Consider the following 18,156-nt stretch of genomic DNA (forward strand, 5'->3'; position numbering starts at 1 on the left):
TTAGAACGCTGCCCGTCCAAGCGAGGCGCCACCGTCGACGTGCAAGGTTTGCCCGGTCATGAATCCCGCATCATCGGACAGCAGGAACGCAATCGTCGACGCGATCTCATCCGGCTTGCCGAAGCGGCCCATGGGGACGCCCGACAGATAGCGACGCTCGCCTTCACTGCCCACTGGATTGTTGGCGCGGAACAGTTCGGTTTCCGTCGGGCCGGGCGCCACGGCGTTGACCGTGATGCCGGTGTCGGCCAGTTCGAATCCCCAACTACGGGTAAAGCTGACGAGTGCGGCCTTTGCCGCCGCGTAGGCCGTGCGTTGGGGCATCCCGAGCACCGTCAGGCTGGACAGGTTGACGATGCGCCCCCAGCCGCGCGTTTTCATGCCGGGCAAGGCCGCTTGCGCGGCTGCGAGTGCGGGATGTAGATTGACGCGCATGACCTCGTCGAGCGCGGACAACGTGACATCGGCCAGCGAGGCGGGGCGGACGAGACCTACGTTATTGACGACACCGTCCAGCTGGAAGCGCTGCGCGATGTCGTCCAGGGCAGAGCGCATGGCATGGTCGTCGCTCAGGTCGACAGTCAACAGCGTGCCAGGGAATTTGGCCTGTGGCGTGCGTGCAATGCCGACGACATGATGGCCGGCAGCCGCCAGGCGCGTCGACAGCGCAAGGCCGATGCCCTTGCTTGCGCCGGTGATGAGAAAGGTTCGAGACATTTCGTGTTCCTCCGCCGCTGGCCTTGCAGCCTGCTGCATTCGGGTGGTTCAGGCCGCGGCGCGGCGAATGGCCGGCAGCATTTCCGACGGGTCGGGACGCCGGGTGTAATCCGGATTCACTTCGGCATAGACGATGGTGCTGTCCGGCGCAATGACGTAGCGAGCCGGCATCGGCAAAGTCCAGCTTGGATCACCGTTGAACGCAGGCAGGTCGTTTTTCAGCGATCGATACAGTTCGATCAAGTAGTCCTGCATCTCGAAACGCAGGCCGAACGCGGCGGCCACGTCGTTGTGCGTGTCCGACAGAATGGGGAATTCCAACGCGTTCTGGCGTACTGACTTGCGGCTGTTGGCCGCAACCTGCGGGGAAATCGCCACCACGTTGGCCCCACCAGCTGCGTGGATGGCCGGCAAAGCAGCCTGCAGGGCCTGCAGTTCCATATTGCAGTACGGGCACCAGACGCCGCGATAGAACGTCAAAACCAAGGGGCCTTGGCGCAGCAAGTCGGCGGACGAAACCGGTTCGCCGTTCGGATCGTCGAGTGTGAAGGCGGGCGCCTGGTCGCCGGCTTTCAGCGCTCTTTGGGCGGCGCCGGAGGCGATCAGTTCAGCAGTGGCGCGGTGCATGGTCTCGATGACCGGGTAAGGAACGCTGTAGGGTGGTTTGCCGGCCTCGAAATCGGCCTTGAAGGCGTCGAGTTTATCTTGAAGTGACATGGTGATTTTCCTTGGGTAAGCGGCGGTGTGGCCGCCTGCTGGTTCAATGGATGGTGGGTATCGCCGCGAGCACACGCCGCGGCAAACGGCATCAGGCCGTTGGATTCATCGAACGCGCCACTTCGGCTGCGCTAATCCCTTCCAACGCCAAGCCATAGCCAGCGCCCTCGTCGACGATTCGGCGCAGCTTTTGGGTCAAGGCGATGCGGGTATAGCGGCTGGTCAGCGGTGGCAGCCTGGCCAGTTCTTCGGCGATCTCGTGAGCGCGCGCCAGCAGATGGTTGGCCGGAACGATTTCATTGACCGCTCCCCATTCCTTTGCGGTCTGCGCGTCAAGCCGCTGCCGGGTCAGGATGAAATAGCGACCGCGCACGCTGCCGATCACTTCTGGCCACAGCAGATTCACGCCGTCGCCGGGCACGATGCCGAAATCGAAATGCGGCTTGTCCTGGAACACCGTTTCCGGGGTGGCCAGCACGATGTCCGCGAGGAGGGCGTATTCGGAGTGCAGCAATACCGGACCATTGAGCGCGGCAATCAACGGCACTTCGATGTCGAGAAGGTTCATCAGCACTTTCTTGCCTTCGCGGAAAATCTTGTCGTAGCCGCGGGGACTGAAAAAATCGAAACCCTCGGGACTGATCTCGTCCATGAATGCATCGCCAGTACCGGTGAGGATCACCACGCGGTTATCGGGATCGCTACCGACGTCATGGAACAGATCGACAAACTGTTCATGGGTGTGGCCGTTGAAGACCAGCTTGCCGCCGGCCGTGTGCAGGGCGATTTCAAGTACGCCGTCAGGCGAGCGGGTCAGGCGGGCATTAGGGTAAGCATTCTGATAATCGTTGAAGCGGGACATGGCGGATCTCCTTGAAGTGGGACTGAGTGGGGAAATAAAGGGCGTGGAGCTGATGAAGGAGATTCTGAATAATTCCCGGTTGGAATGACAGACATGTAGCAGCGATAATCGCTATTCCTGTAAGGAATAAATATGGATCGTTTGTTGGCGATGACAACCTTCGTTCGTGTGGTAGAGGCAGGTTCTTTTTCCGGTGCCGCGCGCGTCCTGGAGGTCGGGCAGCCGGCGGTCTCCAAAACCGTCGCGCAACTGGAGCGGCGCTTGAAAGTGAAACTGCTGCTGCGCTCCACGCATGGCCTGACGCCGACCGAGGCAGGCTTGCGGTTCTACGAGCGCGCGCGCGGAGTCATACAGGAAGCGGACGAGGCCGAGCTGGCCGCCACCGGGGAGGGCGCGGGACTATCGGGCCGATTGCGGGTTTCCGCTGCACCCACTTTCGCACGGCTGCACGTGATCCCGCATTTGCCCCGCTTTCTCGCCGCGCATCCGAGCCTTGAAATAGATGTCGTATTGGACGACCGCACGATCGACCTGATCGCCGAAGGCATCGACGTTTCATTGAGGATGGAGGTATTGGCCGATTCGGGCATCGTGGCGCGCAAGTTGGCGTCGTCGCGCCGGTCGGTGCTTGCCACCGCGGCGTATTTGAAGCGGGCCGGCAGGCCGCGCATACCTGGCGATCTGGCCAACCATGAGGCGCTGGTATTCAGCCAATTGAGCAACGTATGGAACTTCACCCGGGACGGTGCTGAAACGTCGGTGCTGGTACGCGGTCGGGCGCGTTTCAGCGCGGCTGAAGGCATCCGTACGGCAGTGCTCGCCGATATGGGCCTTACCATCGCGTCGGACTGGATGTTCACGCCCGAATTAAGCGATGGCCGGGTGATCCGCTTACTGGAGAAGTGGGCGCTTCCCGATATCGACCTTTGGGCGGTATTTCCTACCGGGCGCCTTGCCACGACAAAGGCGCGTTTGTTCGCCGAATTCGTCGAGGGCGTAATGCAAGGCTACGACCAGGCGACGTAAACGGATGCGTCGTCACACCTGATACCTGCCGCTGTTCCGTCATTCCGGCAGATACGGCAGCAGGCCTTCCACGGTGTTCATTACATGCCGGCGCATCGTCGCCTCGCAGATATCGGGATCGCCCGTCTGCAATGCGGCGACCAGCTCTTCATGGGCTTCGCGCATCCGCGGTACCCGGCCCGGCTGGGTGGCCCACATGCGCATATAGGGCTCCATCACGGAGTGCAGGTCCGCCAACTGGGCCAGCAGGCGCGGTTGCTTGCAGAATCCACAGAGGTATTCGTGCCATTCACGGTGCGAGGTGGTCCAGTCCAGATAGTCGCCGCTGCCCCGCTCGATCTGGTCGATCATTCCAGCCAACTGGCGCAAGTGCCCGGCTTCCATGTTCTGCACCGCATTGCGCACGGCCAGGCCTTCCAGCACGGATCGCATCTCGAAGATTTCACGCAGCTCCTGCGCATTCAGGCTGCGCACCACGGCGCCACGGTTGGCGCGCATGTCGAGCAGCCCTTCGGACGCCAGGCGCAGCAGCGCGCCGCGCACGGGCATGCGGCTGGTACCGATCTGCGCAGCGATGGTCTCGGTGACCACGCGCTGGCCCGGCACCAGCCGTCCCAGCCGGATCTCCTGCTGCACGAATTGATAGGCCTCTTCCTCGGCCGAGACCGCCACCTTGCCGTATGCCATGCCGCCCGCCGTCCTGGTTCCACTGGCGTGGAATGATTCATTAGGGTTGATTCACTTTCTTGCGTCGTGAGGATACTTGTTCCTCTCCGCCAGGAGCATATGTAAAATTGGATCCAATCATCCATTGATACAAACCCTTATGGTGCGGCGCCGCAATGCGGCTTTAAATGGCGGCTTCGGATTCGTCCGTCTTGCGGGGCGGGCGACGCCGTCTTCCATGCTGAACCAAGGGGAAATTGCATGAACCGTATTCTCAAATCATTGCTGGGGTGGGGCGCCGTGGCGCTAGCGGCAAGTGGCGCCGCCCACGCGGAAGACGCCGCGTCCTGGCCGCAGCGCCCCGTGAAGATCGTGGTGCCGTTCCAGGCAGGGTCCGCTACCGACCTGATCTCGCGCCAGCTGGGTGCGGCCCTGGCGGTGGAGTTGCACCAGCCCTTCGTGGTGGAAGCGCGTCCCGGCGCCGCCGCCGCCATCGGGGCCACGGTGGTGGCGCGCGCGGAAGCCGACGGCTATACGCTGTTGATGGGTGGGCCGGCGGCACTGGTCACCAATCGCTTCATGCAGAAGAACTTGAGCTACGACGCGGACAAGTTCGAACTGATCTCCATGGTCGCCATCACGCCCAACGTGTTGCTGACCACGCCCAATCAACCGTTCAAGACCCTGCCGGAAATGGTCGCCTACGCCAAGGCGCATCCGGGCCAGTTGACCTACGCGTCCTTCGGCACCGGCACGACCTCGCACCTGGCTGGCGAACTATTGAAGAAGACCGCCGGCATCGACATGGTCCACGTTCCCTACAAGGGCGCGGGTGAGGCCATCCCTGCCTTGATGGGCGGACAGGTGACCATGTACTTCGACACCATCATGACGGGCTTGCCGCAGGTCAAGAGCGGCGCGCTGGTGGCGCTGGGCATGTCCAACGCCAAACGCTCGGCGCTGGCGCCGAATATCCCGACGATCGCCGAACAGGGCTACCCCGGCTATGACATCGCGCCGTGGTACGGCCTGGTGGCGCCGCATGGCACCCCGCAGCCTATCGTCGACAAGCTGAACGCGGCCGTGAACAAGGTGCTGGCCGATCCCAAGCTGCGCGACAAACTGGCGGAAGCCGGCGCGGAGCCGCAAGGCGGAACGCGCGCCGAGTTCGCGGCCTATATCAAGAGCGAACTGCCCCGTACCGAGCAACTGATCAAGGCGTCCGGGGTGACGATGCAGTAAAGCCATGCCGCGCGGCCGGCTGGCAAAGGGCCCGCCCAACGGCCCCGGCTGGCGGCGGTGACCGGACGCGGCGCGTCATGAGTGCGAGGTAAAATTCGCTCCCCATGCGCATCGCCGACTTCAACCAACGCCTCGCCTCCCTGGGCTCGCTGCCCGTCCACAGTGGACGGGTGGTGCGTGTATGGCTGAGCGGACAGGCGATCGATACCGGTACGCGGCGGCGGTCGTCCCAGGATTTCCTGCCGCTGGCGTTGCGCGATGCCGTGCCTGCCTTGACGGCGGAACTCGACGGCCTGGCCCGGATTCGCTCGGAATACGCCGGTAGCGACGGCTCGCGCCTGCTGGTCGAACTCGCCGACGGGCAGATGGTGGAAAGCGTGCTGCTGCCGCGTGACGGGCTCTGCGTCTCGACGCAGGTTGGCTGTGCGGTCGGCTGCCGTTTCTGTATGACGGGCAAGAGCGGCCTGATCCGCCAGGTATCGAGCATGGAAATCCTCGCCCAGGTCGTGCTGGCGCGCCGCCAACGCGCGGTGAAGAAAGTCGTTTTCATGGGCATGGGTGAGCCGGCGCATAACCTGGAGAACGTGCTCGAAGCCATCGACCTGCTGGGCACCGAAGGCAATATCGGCCACAAGAATCTCGTGTTCTCCACGGTGGGCGACCGGCGCGTGTTCGAGGCCCTGCCGCAACAACGCGTCAAACCCGCACTGGCGCTGTCCTTGCATACGACCAAGGCCGCATTGCGCGAACACCTGCTGCCGCGCGCGCCGAAGATCGCGCCGGAAGAACTGATAGAACTCGGCGAAAAATACGCCCGCGACATCAGCTATCCGATCCAGTACCAATGGACCCTGCTCAAGGGCGTCAATGATGGCGACGACGAACTCGACGCGGTCGTCCGCCTGCTCAAGGGGAAATACGGCGTGCTCAACGTCATCCCTTTCAATAGCCTGGAAGGGGATGATTATCAACGCCCTGATCTCGACCGCATCCGTCAGATCGTCCACTCCCTGCATAGCCGCGGTGTGCTGACCAAGGTCAGGAACAGCGCCGGCCAGGACGTGGATGCGGGCTGTGGACAACTGCGCGCGCGTGCCGTCGGTGTGGAGAAAGTCCCGCAACCGCGGATCGTCCAACTGCGCCGCACGCGCACGGCAACGGCTGAAGTCGTCCAGGATTGATTTGAGTCAAGGCGCCTTGGCGGCGCCAGGCCTACTCTGCCATTGGACAGGGAGGTCTACTCATGACCCTAAGAATCGCGGTTCTCAGGCAGCTCCAGCCCGGTGAGCGGCGTGTGGCACTGGTGCCATCGCTGATGCCGAAGCTGAACAAGCTGGGCGTCGAGTTGTGGCTGGAAACCGGGGCTGGGCTGGAGGCGGATTTTCCTGATGCGGCCTATTCAGGTGCGCGAGTGGAAAGCGATCGTGCCGCGCTGCTGGCGCAGGCTGACATCGTGCTCTGCGTGCAGCCTCCCGCTACCGAGGAAATCGCCTCGATGAAGCCCGGCGCCGTGCTTGTCGGCCTGTTGTACGCGGGCCGCGACGCAGCGCTGCTGCAAACGCTCTGCCAGCAGCGCATCACAGCGCTTGCCATGGAAAACGTGCCGCGCATCAGCCGTGCGCAGTCCATGGACGTGCTGTCCAGCCAGGCCACGCTGGCCGGGTACCTGGCCCCCTTGCTCGGCGCACTGTCGCTGCCGCGCATCCTGCCGATGATGACCACTGCCGTGGGGTCGCTGCGCGCGGCACGCGTATTGGTCATGGGGCTGGGCGTTGCCGGGCTGCAGGCACTGGCCACCGCGCATCGCCTGGGTGCCGTGACCGAAGGGTACGACGTCCGCCCCGAAACGCGCGAGCAAGCGCAGTCTGTCGGCGCGCGCTTCATCGACACCGGCGTCGACGCACGGGGAGAGGGCGGCTACGCGCGCGAACTCACGGCCGAGGAACAGGCCCACGCGGCGGCCGTGCTCACCGAGCACATCCAACAGGCCGATATGATCATCACCACGGCCAACGTGCCGGGCCGCGCCGCGCCAAAATTGATATCCAGCAGTCAAATCGCGGGCATGAAGCCCGGCAGCGTCATCGTCGATCTCGCCGCCGAGAGCGGCGGCAATTGCGAGGGCACGGTGTGCGGGCAGAACGTGCGCCTGGCTGGCCATTTGGGTGGCGTCACCATCGTCGCGCCGCTCAACCTGGTCTCCACATTGGCCCAGCACGCCAGCGAACTTTATGGCAAGAACCTGCTGGCGCTGCTGGACCTGATCGTCAAGGACGGCGCGCTGGCGCTGGATGCCACGGACGAAGTGATCGCGGGCACCTTGCTGAGCCACGATGGCCAGATCGTCAATGCCGCCGCCAATGCCGTGCTGCAGGCGCACGTGGGGAGCGCTCAACATGAGGTCGCGCAATGAGCAATGAACTTGCAATGGGTTGGCTGGTGGCCATCTATCTATTCATGCTGGCGGCTTTCACTGGCTACGAAGTCATCAGGCGCGTTCCGTCCATCCTGCACACGCCCTTGATGTCCGGATCCAACTTCATCCACGGCATCGTGGTGGTCGGCGCCTTGCATGCCCTGCTCCAGGCGGACACGCCGCTGATGCAGGCCATCGGCTTCATTGGTGTCGCGCTGGGCGCCGCCAACGCGGCCGGCGGGTATGTGGTCACGGATCGCATGCTGGCGATGTTCAAGCCAAGTGCCGCGCCGGCGCAAAAGGAGTAGGACGTGCTGTCGCTGATCGTCGATGCCGGCGGCTTCTGCGCCGCGCTGTTGTTCATCCTGGGCCTCAAACGCATGTCATCGCCGCAAACGGCGTTGCGCGGCATCAAGCTGGCGGGCGTCGGCATGCTGGTGGCCGTGCTGGCGAGCTTCGCTTATCTGGCCGGCCCCACGATGGTTGCGTCCGACAAAGTGTGGACCAACCTGGCGTTGGCGCTCGCCGCGCTTGCCCTCGGTACCGCCGTGGCCTGGCGCAGCGGCAGCAGGGTGGCGGTGACCGCCATGCCGCAGATGGTGGCGCTATATAACGGCATGGGCGGCGGCGCGGCCGCCGCCGTGGGCGCCGTGGAGCTCATCGGCCGGCAGGGAGGCCCTGTGGCGGGAGGCTCGCTGCAACTGGCCGTGACCTTGCTCGGCGCGCTGATAGGTTCCATCTCCTTGTCCGGTTCGCTGATCGCCTGGGCCAAGCTCGATGGCAAGATCCGCAATCCGTGGCGTTTCAGTGGGCAGCGCGTGGTCAACGGCCTTGTCTTCCTGGCCGCACTGGCGCTGGGCGCCTGGGCCATGGCCTCGAAGGATGCGGGACCAGTGGCGCTGGCGGGCTTCTTCGTGTGCGCCTTGGCTTTCGGGATATTGATGACGCTGCCGATCGGCGGCGCCGACATGCCGGTGGTGATTTCCCTCTACAACGCCTTCACCGGCCTGGCGGTGGCGCTGGAAGGCTACGCGCTGGCCAACCCGGCCCTGATGATTGCCGGCATGGTGGTGGGATCGGCGGGCACCCTGCTCACCCTGCTCATGGCCAAGGCCATGAACCGATCGCTGGCCAACGTCCTGTTCAGCAATTTCGGCGATACAGGGACGAGCGCTGGCGGTGGCCAGGCGGATCTGGCGGACAGCCAGATGAAGTCAGCGGACGCCAGTGATGCCGCGCTGACCATGCGCTATGCATCGAGTGTGATCGTGGTGCCGGGCTATGGCCTGGCCGTGGCGCAGGCCCAGGCCAAGCTGTACGAATTCGTCAAGGCGCTGGAGGCGGCCGGCGTGGATGTGAAGTTCGCCATCCACCCCGTGGCCGGCCGCATGCCCGGGCATATGAATGTGTTGCTGGCGGAGGCCGGCGTGCCCTACGACATGATCTACGACATGGAGGACATCAACGAGTCCTTCGCCAGCACCGACGTCGCGCTAGTGATCGGCGCGAACGACGTGGTGAATCCCGCCGCGCGCACGGACAAGTCATCGCCCATCTACGGCATGCCCATCCTGAACGTGGACCTGGCGCACCAGGCTTACGTCATCAAGCGCGGCCAGGGCAAGGGCTACGCGGGCGTAGAGAACCTGCTGTTTTATCAGGACAACTGCGCGATGGTCTACGGCGACGCACTGGCGGTGCTGACGACCATGGTCCAGACCTTGAAGGAAGGCGACGGCTGATACCTGGACGCCTTTGCCTTTTTTGAATTCCGACCGCTGCGCCATTCCGACGCCAGCGTCGGCAACGGAGTAAACGATATGACTTACGCGACTATCAATCCGTACACCGGCGAGAAACTCGCCTCCTTTCCGGAAGCCAGCGACGCTGACATCGCCGCCGCCATCGACAGCGCCAACAGCGCGTTTCTTTCGTGGAAGCTGACGAGTTTCGACGAGCGTGCCGCGATCATGCATGAGGCGGCCTCGCTACTGCGCGCCGACAGCGAGCGCTATGCGGAATTCCTGACGCTGGAAATGGGCAAGCTGATCGGCGAAGCCAGGGCCGAAGTGGCGCTGGCGGCGGATATCTTCGATTACTACGCGCGCAATGCCCGCGATCTGCTCAAGCCGGAGAAACTCCCTGTCGCCAGTTTGGCGGAAGGGCACGCCATGCTCAAGCACGAACCGCTGGGTGTGCTGCTGTGCATCGAGCCCTGGAATTTTCCTTACTACCAGATCGCCCGCATCATTGCGCCGCAATTGTCGGCCGGTAATACGATGCTGTTGAAGCACGCGTCCAACGTGCCTCAATGCGCCGCCGCGTTCGAGCGCCTGATGTTGCAGGCGGGTCTGCCCAAGGGGGCGTTCCAGAATCTCTACGCGACGCGTTCGCAGATCGACATGATCATCAACGACCCGCGCGTGTGCGGCGTGGCCCTGACGGGTTCCGAGGCCGCGGGCTCGGTGGTGGCCGCGCAAGCGGGCAAGGCTCTGAAGAAATCCACCATGGAGCTGGGCGGCGCCGATGCCTTCGTGGTGCTGGCGGACGCCGATATGGAGAAGACCGTGAACTGGGCCGTGTTCGGGCGGCACTGGAATGGCGGTCAGGTGTGCGTGTCGTCCAAGCGGATGATCATCGTCGACGAGGTGTATGAGACTTTCCTCCAGCGCTATACGGAGGGCGTGGCCAGGCTGCGCTGCGGCGATCCATTCGATGCGGCGACCACGCTGGCGCCCCTGTCGTCGCAAGCGGCCGCCGATGAATTGAAGACGCGTATCGCCCAGGCGGTGGCTCATGGTGCCGTCGCTACCGAGGTCGGCTCGAAGGTGCCGACCAAAGGCGCTTTCGTGCAGCCCACCATCCTGACCAATGTGACGGACGAGAATCCGGCGCGTTATTGGGAATTTTTCGGACCGGTGTCGATGCTGTTTCGCGCGCGGGACGAGGCCGATGCTGTACGCATCGCCAACGACTCGCCGTTCGGTCTGGGTGGGTCGGTATTCACCAGCGACGTGAAGAACGGCGCGAAAGTGGCCGAGCAGATCTCCACCGGCATGGTCTTCGTCAATCACCCGACCATGGTGAAGGCGGATCTGCCTTTCGGTGGGATACGCAATTCTGGCTATGGGCGCGAGCTGCTTGGCCTGGGCATACGCGAATTCGTCAATCACAAGCTGGTGGACGTGGTCGATATCGACGCGCCGTTCTGAACTCTGGGAGTTTCTTCATGAATTCATCCATGAAAGCCGCGGTGGTCACTGCTTTCGGTAAACCACTGGAAATCCGCGAAATCGCCGTGCCCAAGCCGGGACCGGGGCAGTTACTGGTCAAGATCGAAGCCTGCGGGGTGTGTCATACCGACTTGCACGCCGCAGAGGGCGATTGGCCGGTCAAGCCCAATCCCCCCTTCGTGCCTGGCCATGAAGGCGTGGGCTATGTGGTGGCTGTGGGCGCGGGCGTGACCCACGTGAAGGAGGGCGATCGCGTGGGTATCCCGTGGCTGTATTCGGCTTGCGGCCATTGCCCGCACTGCCTGGGCGGCTGGGAGACGTTATGCGAATCGCAGCAGAACACGGGCTACTCGGTTAATGGCGGGTTCGCGGAGTATGCGCTGGCGGATGCCAATTATGTCGGCCTGCTGCCGGACAACGTCGGCTTTGTCGAAGTGGCGCCGATACTGTGCGCGGGCGTGACCGTCTACAAGGGCTTGAAGATGACCGATACCCGGCCCGGCGATTGGGTGGTGATCTCCGGGGTGGGTGGGCTTGGGCACATGGCCGTGCAGTATGCCCGCGCCATGGGTTTGAATGTTGCGGCGGTAGATATCGACGAAGACAAGCTGGCGTTGGCGCGGACCTTGGGTGCCACCGTGACGGTGAATGCGCGCGAAGGCGATCCGGCGGCGTATATCAAGAAAGAGATCGGCGGCGCCCATGGTGCGCTGGTCACGGCGGTTTCGCCGATCGCGTTCAAGCAGGCGCTGGGGATGGTGCGGCGCGGCGGCACGGTGGCGCTCAATGGCTTGCCACCGGGTGAGTTCTCGCTGTCGATCTTCGACATGGTGCTGGATGGGACGACGGTGCGGGGTTCCATCGTTGGTACACGCCTGGATCTGCAGGAGTCGCTTGCTTTCGCCAGCGAAGGCAAGGTCAAGGCAACCGTATCGACCGATAAGTTGGAGAATATCAATCGGATTTTCCAGAGGATGCACGCGGGGCAGATAGAGGGTCGCGTCGTCCTGGATATGGCAGGGTAAGCACATCTCACCAGGAGAGCAGCCATGTACAAGAGAATCGCGGTTCATGTGGATCGGGACGGCGCCTTCGAGCGTCGCATCGCAGCGGCGGTGGGTTTGGCGCAGGCCCACAATGGGGAGGTGGTGGGGGTTTATGTGCAGGATCCGCCCTATGTCTATGGGTATAACGAGTCTCTGACTCCCACTGCGGTGCTGGAGGTGCAGCGCAGACTGATCAACGACGAGCGGCAGCAGGTGCAGCGAACGTTCGAGCACCTGACGGCGTCTGCGGGTGTGCCGAATTCCTGGAGCTCGGTGGAAGGTCTGCGGGATGTGGAGTTGGCCGTGCAGGCGCGCAGCAGCGATATTCTTATCTTGAGTCAGCCGGATGCGGATTTTTCGCGGCGGTCGTCGATAGAGCCGTATCAGTTGGAGACGGTGATCATGACGGCGGGGCGGCCGGTGATTGTCGTTCCTTATGACGGCGGGTTGGCCGACCCTGTTGAAAGGGTCTTGATCTGCTGGGATGGGGGCAGGGAGGCGGCACAGGCTGTCGCGGATGCTGCTCCGTTTCTGGGTCGGGCCAAGGAGATCGTGGTGCTTTCGCTGGATCAGGATCTGGTGCCTCGGACCGGTAACCGCAGTGCGGTGGGTGGCCTGGAAGCATACCTTCGGGCGCATGGGTATGTTGCGCCCAAGGCAGTGTTTGGGTCCTCGGATGGCGTCGGCATCGGCAACGCGATCTTGAATACCGCTTCGGATCACGGAGCGGATTTGATCGTGATGGGCTTGTATGGGCATAGCCGGGCCCGGGAGTGGATATTGGGCGGGGCGTCGCGGGAGATATTGGCGACGATGACGGTGCCGGTGTTGTTTGCCCATTGAGAGGCGCGGCGGCTAGTCGCTTTGCGCGGCTAGCCGTTCCAGCGCCGGCACGTCGATCAAGGAGATCGCGCGCAAGCCCTTGCGCGCGATGCAACCCAGCCGTTCAAGATGATTGAACGCGCGGCTGACCGATTCGGTGGAGAGACCGAGGTAATCGGCGATGTGATGGCGGGCCATGGGGAGGATCAGTTCGTCCTGCCCGCTACGGCCGTCCGCGTAGGCGTCCTTGATCCAGACAAGAAAGCTGGCGAGTCGGGCGGAGGCTTCGTTTAGCGATACGGTCAGCGCATGGTTCTGCGAGCGGCGCAGTTCATGGCAAAGCTTGGACAACAGGCCGAAATCGAGTTCCGGATCGCGGACCAGGACATCGCGTAATCCTTCAAGCGGAATTTGGAAAGCCACCAGGGGCGTGAGCGATTGCGCGTCGGAGACGTATCGACCGTTCTCCGCGAGGCCGACGAGGTCATGAGGGAACAAGAAGGCCGTCACACGCTTGTTGCCGTTGGGGGTCAAGTGGTAGGTCTCCGCTACGCCCTTGACGATGTTGTAGATATACGTGGCTTCGCTGCCTTTCGTATATAGCTTCGTGTACTTGGGGACGGTCACGAGGCGGGACATCTTCAGCAGGGCTTGCTGCTCGGCGATCGAGAGGAGTTCTATCGCGGTGCCGGTAGCGGTCCTTGTAAAGGGGACCGCCTTGATGGAGGGGTGATAAGCGTCTATGTCAGTGATGCTATCCATCGTTTGCCAACCGCGATTGCGAGATAAGCGGAGGAGGATAGCGGATCCGTGGGGGGTGTCATTGATTTGAGTCAATGCGGGAAAGTGGGGACTGGGTGCGAGAAGTTGTCGGTGGCCGTGCCTAAGCAGCCGGATTTGACCCTGTATTTCCGGACACCACATCACCGTTAGGTTGATAAAACGGCGAGACGCCGCAATTCTCGGGGTGAACGATACTTCAACGCACTGTGTGGATGCGTTTCGTTGTAGTGCTCGAAGGCCAGCGCCAGGTTATGTGCCGCAGTATTGGCATCGGGCTTGGGCATGAAGGCAACATAATCGCGCTTCATGGTCTTTACGAAGCTCTCGGCCATCCCGTTGCTCTGCGGGCTGCACTCGGGCGTGGTCAACGGGCGCAGGCCGATCTCGGTGGCGAACGAACGCGTTTTTTCGGCGATGTAGCCAGAGCCGTTGTCGGTCAGCCACTCAATGGTGTGAGGCGGCTTCAAGGTGCCACCGAAGCGGTTTTCAACGGCTGCCAGCATCACATCGCGAACGATGTCGCCGCTGTGCCCCGCAGTGGTGGCCGCCCAGCTCAACGCTTCTCGGTCGCAACAGTCCAGCGCAAACGTCACCCGCAGCGGTTCGCCGTTGTCGCATCGGAACTCAAAACCGTCAGAACACCAGCGCTGGTCGCTGCGCGCTACGGCCACGCGTCCATTGTGACGGCGTTCAGGCCTCGCCGGCCGGACCTTACGGGCCATCAACAGCTGGTGCGCGCGCATGACCCGATAAACGCGTTTGGCGTTCACGGCAGTCTCGCCCGCGGATTCGCGAGATCGACGTATCAAGCCCCAAATACGTCTGTAGCCGTAGCTTGGCAAGTGGGCGACGGTCTGGCGGATTTCATCGACCAGCGCTCGATCATCGAACTGCCGCCCCCGACGGCCATCGGACCAGTCGGATTGACGGGCAAGACGTTGAGCAACATTTGAGCGCGCTACACCAAGGACGTCACAGACCGTCTTCACTGGTCGTCCTCCGGCAACGAGGGCGAGCGCGCAATCTACTTTCGGGATTTCATGACGTCGACCGCCTCCCGTAAGATCTCGTTCTACATCGTCTTCTTGCCCAGCAATCGCTGCAGCTCACGCACCTGCGCCAGCGCGTCCGACAGTTCTGAAGCGGGTACCACCTCTTCTCCCGAACTGACTGCAGACAGGCTGCCGTTCTGGTACAGCTTGCGCCAGCCAAACAACTGATTCGGGTTGATGCCGTGCTGGCGCGCTACCGTCGAGACCGTCTTGCCCGGCTTGAAACTCTCGCGCACCATTGCCAATTTTTTTTTCCGCCGACCAGCGGCGCCGCCTCTCGGGGCCAGTTAACACTTCCATCAATTCTTGCTTGGTGTTAGTCAAAAACACAGTCATATGCCTAGTCGGTATTCTAGGTGAGTGATGGTGTCCGGTGATTCAGGGGACCATTCCAATCTAGGTGAGTGATGGTGTCCGGTGATTCAAGGGGCCACTTCATGTGCGCGCAATGGCACTCTCAGACCATTCATGAATGGTTGCAAAGGCGGATGACTAGATTGACTTCAATTTGCCAAGTGCCAAGTCCAGACGGAGCATTGCAGAGGTATTGTAATATTAAGTTACTGTGCAATGTCTGGATATCCGATGACACCTCCGATCTTTACAACTCGATCGAACGCTGCATATGGCCATGTGCGAGTTCGTCCACCCGGTCAGCACTGGTTCGCATTCGACGTTTTGACGTCTGATGCCAAGCGTGGGGGGGCAGAATTATTTGCAATGACTGTTTGGAACTCAGGCATCAGTGTGGATATTGCAACCGGGGCCTATTGGTATAAGGTGCCTCGTCGCAAAGACGACTCGTCTCAGGGGCACCGTACCGCGTTATGGAATGCGATAGCTGTCGCGAAAAAATATAATCTTCCTCAGCTTGCAATCCTGAAAGATCGCGACTCCAAGCGATGTTCGCTAGAGCACATATTTGACATTGTGAATGTGAAGTACGAAGAGGATGCTTCAGCCTGCTGGCTGAGGCTCGATGCGAGGGGAAAGGACCTTAGCGCATTCGCACAGCGGCTCGATCTGTCCTACTTGAGCGACCTCGCATCGCAAGATCCCTCGCCGGAAGCACCATCGCGCAATGCCGCTTGGTCTCGGGACGAGTTGATTCTCGCTCTTGATCTGTACGTCCGGTACCGTAAATCGCCACTCAATAAAGGCGCGCCAGAAATTGACGAACTGTCTCAGGTGTTGAATAGGCTGGGCGTCATTCTAGGAGTTAGTAGCGGAGGGACATACCGGAACGCCAATGGCGTATATATGAAGCTGATGAACTTCAAGCGCCTGGATCCCGGCTATACGGCTTTGGGACGGCGCGGGCTCACACGAGGAAATGGTGATGAGGTCCGAGTGTGGGAACTGTTCTCGCACGACTCGGTTCGTCTCTCTGAAGCAGCGCAGCTAATTCGTCATGGCGTCCTGACATATTCCGAGGAGTCAGGAATCTCAGAGGGTGACGGATCAGGCATCGAAGAGGCTGAAGAAGGCAAGCTTGTTACTCGGATTCATAGGCATCGAGAGAGGGACCCGCGTCTTGTGCGGGAGGCAAAAGCTCAGGCACTAAGAAAGCATGGGCGGCTTTTTTGCGCTGCATGCAGCTTTGATTTCTCGGAGCGCTACGGTGCCATCGGGGCTGGAATCATAGACGTCCACCACACAACACCTGTTCATACAATGCAGCCGGGCGCGGTGACGAAGGTAATAGATTTGGTTCTCTTATGCTCGAATTGCCACAGGATTGTCCATTCGAAACGTCAGTGGTTAACCCTAGACGAAGTGAAGTCGGCGCTCGTCACATAGAGAGATGCGCATGTGAGACGAGAACGAGCGGGACGCTCTACCTCATTTTCCCTGCGGCAGGTTGATTCTTCTCGCGAGCGCGGGCAATGACATCTAACGCGTGGATGAGGTACTTCGAGTCATCCTCCCTATTCTCGAGCGCCGCTTCAAGGTAGGCTGCCATTTCTTCTTCAGTGCGAAGGTGGGAAGCAGAGTCCCAGAGACGTGTAGTTATTTTGTTCATGCTTCATTCCTAATCGAGCGCATTGCTTGAAGCTGCGGTCGCCATACCTTTCACTGGAAACATAGACCACGGGCATGACGCCTTCGACCGTGTCGTCGGAGGTATGTCGCTAGTTTCTGTTGGTGGTTCCTGGGCTACGCGGCGGGCTGAATGACTTGCTCGATTAATTAACGGGCGCCGGGCACCGGAAGCGATGCGCCCGGCGTTGGCATTTTGTCCGAACAGAGCGATATGCGTCGCCGGGCATTGATAAAGATTCCATACATCTCCGGTCAATGAGGGTATCCACGCTGGCGCACCCAAAATAGAGTGCGCCAGCATGACATGCTGCTGCGACAGGGCCACAGGTGTGTATGTCATGCCATCAGGCTCTGCACGCACCAGTCAGCCTCAGCACCCCCCTCAATGAAACGGCAATATCCCCCTATCCTTCATCATAGCCAGCCACCTCTCCGCCTCCTCCTCCCCCAACTTTTTCATCGCCTCAGGCGGATTAGGCTGTGGCGGCGTCGCATACCCCAGCTGCATCATCTCCGCGATCACATCCTCCTCTTTCAACACCGCGTTGATGCCCTCACTAAGCCGCGCGATTACGGACTCAGGCGTCCCTGACGGAACCATCAACCCCGCCCACGAATCCACATCCAGGTTGGGCATCCCTCGATCCGACATGCTGGGGAGTTCGACGATATGTCCATCCATCGTCTTCGACATGATTGCGAGACCCTGCAGCGTTCCTTCCCTGATGTGAGGTATCGCCGACGACAGCGTGCTGAATAGCACGTCGACCCTCCCTTCCTTCAGGTCCAGATAGGCCAGTGAACTCCCCTTGTAGGCAATATGGTCTACGTCTATGCCAGTCTCTTGCTGGAAGATCTCTAATAATAAATATCCGGTTGAGCCCATCCCTGGTGATGCGCAGCGTAGCTGTCCAGGATTGGTTCGAGCGATCTCCAGCAAGTCTTCCAGACTCCTTACCGGCGAGTGCCGACTCGCGACGATCACGTTAGGCGTCATGGCGATCAAGCCGATCGGTATCAGGTCCTCGGCGAAATCGAACTCCAGGCTCGCGAATAAGTACTTGTGTAAGGTGTTTGGCCGAGCGCACAGATATAAGGTATAGCCGTCTGCCTTGGCGCGGCACATAGCCTCCGCGCCTACGTTTCCATCAGATCCGACGTGATTGACCACGACGACTTCACTGGCGAGTTCCTTGCCCAGATGCTTGGCCAGCAAACGCGCCAGGCTATCGGCCCCTCCGCCAGGAGGGTACCCAACCACGATGCTTATGGCTTGGCTTGGATACGCAGTTTCGTCTTTATCTTCCACGACCGTAGACGACATTTCGCCGACATCCTGCGTCGACCCCGCAAGTTGCTTTCTTCCGCATTGCATTGTCTGCTCCTTTGGAAATGAGCCCCTTATGGAGGCCTGCAGGTGCGTGGCGAAGTCGCGAAAAACTGTTCCGCGGTTATGGACGGCAAGATGTCGGTATTAATCTGCACTCTGCAAGAAGTTGGCATATGTGTGGTTTTGAGAATTTTGCATTTC

General features: G+C 61.3%; 17 protein-coding genes and 1 pseudogene. 10 read left to right on the forward strand and 8 right to left on the reverse strand.

Annotated features, from left to right (window positions below):
• The 3 genes from CEY05_RS29160 to CEY05_RS29170 all read right to left on the reverse strand — a co-directional run bounded on the left by CEY05_RS29160 (position 1) and on the right by CEY05_RS29170 (position 2,296).
• Entirely contained in the window at positions 1–717 is a 717-nt protein-coding gene (locus CEY05_RS29160) for an SDR family oxidoreductase (RefSeq protein WP_088600790.1), read from the reverse strand.
• Positions 718–765: 48 nt separating this feature from the next.
• Positions 766–1,434 (reverse strand): peroxiredoxin-like family protein, encoded by a 669-nt coding sequence (locus CEY05_RS29165; RefSeq protein ID WP_088600791.1) that lies wholly within the window; start codon positions 1,432–1,434, stop codon positions 766–768.
• 91 nt (positions 1,435–1,525) lie between these two features.
• Positions 1,526–2,296, reverse strand: a complete 771-nt coding sequence (locus CEY05_RS29170; protein ID WP_088600792.1) for an enoyl-CoA hydratase/isomerase family protein — start codon at positions 2,294–2,296, stop codon at positions 1,526–1,528.
• 132 nt (positions 2,297–2,428) lie between these two features.
• Here CEY05_RS29170 and CEY05_RS29175 point away from each other — a divergent pair, with 132 nt between their 5' ends.
• Complete coding sequence (locus CEY05_RS29175) at positions 2,429–3,322, forward strand: LysR family transcriptional regulator (RefSeq protein ID WP_088600793.1); 894 nt, start codon at positions 2,429–2,431, stop codon at positions 3,320–3,322.
• Between the two features lie 39 nt (positions 3,323–3,361).
• On the opposite strand, the gene CEY05_RS29180 is transcribed toward CEY05_RS29175, so the two are convergent.
• Positions 3,362–4,009 carry a GntR family transcriptional regulator gene (locus tag CEY05_RS29180; protein ID WP_088600794.1) on the reverse strand — a complete coding sequence of 216 codons (648 nt, stop codon included), beginning with the start codon at positions 4,007–4,009 and terminating at the stop codon, positions 3,362–3,364.
• A 240-nt stretch (positions 4,010–4,249) separates the two neighbouring features.
• Between CEY05_RS29180 and CEY05_RS29185 the strand changes: the two genes are divergently transcribed.
• The 8 genes from CEY05_RS29185 (at position 4,250) to CEY05_RS29220 (ending at position 12,768) form a co-directional block, all read left to right on the forward strand.
• Positions 4,250–5,230, forward strand: coding sequence for a tripartite tricarboxylate transporter substrate binding protein (locus CEY05_RS29185; protein ID WP_088600795.1), 981 nt, complete (start codon positions 4,250–4,252; stop codon positions 5,228–5,230).
• Positions 5,231–5,334: 104 nt separating this feature from the next.
• Positions 5,335–6,411, forward strand: coding sequence for an RNA methyltransferase (locus CEY05_RS29190; RefSeq protein WP_088600796.1), 1,077 nt, complete (start codon positions 5,335–5,337; stop codon positions 6,409–6,411).
• A 62-nt stretch (positions 6,412–6,473) separates the two neighbouring features.
• Entirely contained in the window at positions 6,474–7,643 is a 1,170-nt protein-coding gene (locus CEY05_RS29195; RefSeq protein ID WP_088600797.1) for an NAD(P) transhydrogenase subunit alpha, read from the forward strand.
• A 14-nt stretch (positions 7,644–7,657) separates the two neighbouring features.
• The gene (locus tag CEY05_RS29200) at positions 7,658–7,954 is read left to right on the forward strand and encodes an NAD(P) transhydrogenase subunit alpha (protein WP_198952951.1); all 297 of its coding nucleotides are present in this window, start codon (positions 7,658–7,660) and stop codon (positions 7,952–7,954) included.
• A 3-nt stretch (positions 7,955–7,957) separates the two neighbouring features.
• Positions 7,958–9,388: an NAD(P)(+) transhydrogenase (Re/Si-specific) subunit beta gene (locus CEY05_RS29205; RefSeq protein ID WP_088600799.1), complete on the forward strand. Its 1,431-nt coding sequence runs from the start codon at positions 7,958–7,960 to the stop codon at positions 9,386–9,388.
• 78 nt (positions 9,389–9,466) lie between these two features.
• Complete coding sequence (locus tag CEY05_RS29210; RefSeq protein ID WP_088600800.1) at positions 9,467–10,858, forward strand: NAD-dependent succinate-semialdehyde dehydrogenase; 1,392 nt, start codon at positions 9,467–9,469, stop codon at positions 10,856–10,858.
• A 17-nt stretch (positions 10,859–10,875) separates the two neighbouring features.
• Entirely contained in the window at positions 10,876–11,904 is a 1,029-nt protein-coding gene (gene adhP, locus CEY05_RS29215) for an alcohol dehydrogenase AdhP (RefSeq protein ID WP_088600801.1), read from the forward strand.
• 24 nt (positions 11,905–11,928) lie between these two features.
• Complete coding sequence (locus CEY05_RS29220; RefSeq protein WP_088600802.1) at positions 11,929–12,768, forward strand: universal stress protein; 840 nt, start codon at positions 11,929–11,931, stop codon at positions 12,766–12,768.
• Between the two features lie 12 nt (positions 12,769–12,780).
• Here CEY05_RS29220 and CEY05_RS29225 read toward each other — a convergent pair whose 3' ends face one another.
• Entirely contained in the window at positions 12,781–13,509 is a 729-nt protein-coding gene (locus tag CEY05_RS29225) for a Crp/Fnr family transcriptional regulator (RefSeq protein ID WP_088600803.1), read from the reverse strand.
• A gap of 167 nt (positions 13,510–13,676) precedes the next feature.
• Positions 13,677–14,882, reverse strand: a pseudogene (locus CEY05_RS29230) (IS3 family transposase).
• Positions 14,883–15,167: 285 nt separating this feature from the next.
• Here CEY05_RS29230 and CEY05_RS29235 point away from each other — a divergent pair.
• Positions 15,168–16,382 (forward strand): HNH endonuclease, encoded by a 1,215-nt coding sequence (locus CEY05_RS29235; RefSeq protein ID WP_198952945.1) that lies wholly within the window; start codon positions 15,168–15,170, stop codon positions 16,380–16,382.
• A gap of 37 nt (positions 16,383–16,419) precedes the next feature.
• Here CEY05_RS29235 and CEY05_RS29240 read toward each other — a convergent pair whose 3' ends face one another.
• Together CEY05_RS29240 and CEY05_RS29245 are read right to left on the reverse strand one after the other, a co-directional pair.
• Entirely contained in the window at positions 16,420–16,605 is a 186-nt protein-coding gene (locus CEY05_RS29240; protein WP_088600804.1) for a DNA-binding protein, read from the reverse strand.
• Positions 16,606–17,007: 402 nt separating this feature from the next.
• Complete coding sequence (locus CEY05_RS29245) at positions 17,008–17,949, reverse strand: tripartite tricarboxylate transporter substrate binding protein (RefSeq protein WP_158219456.1); 942 nt, start codon at positions 17,947–17,949, stop codon at positions 17,008–17,010.
• Positions 17,950–18,156 lie beyond the last annotated feature (207 nt).

The sequence above is a fragment of the Achromobacter sp. HZ34 genome (assembly GCF_002209485.1).
Classification (GTDB): Bacteria; Pseudomonadota; Gammaproteobacteria; order Burkholderiales; family Burkholderiaceae_B; genus Bordetella_C.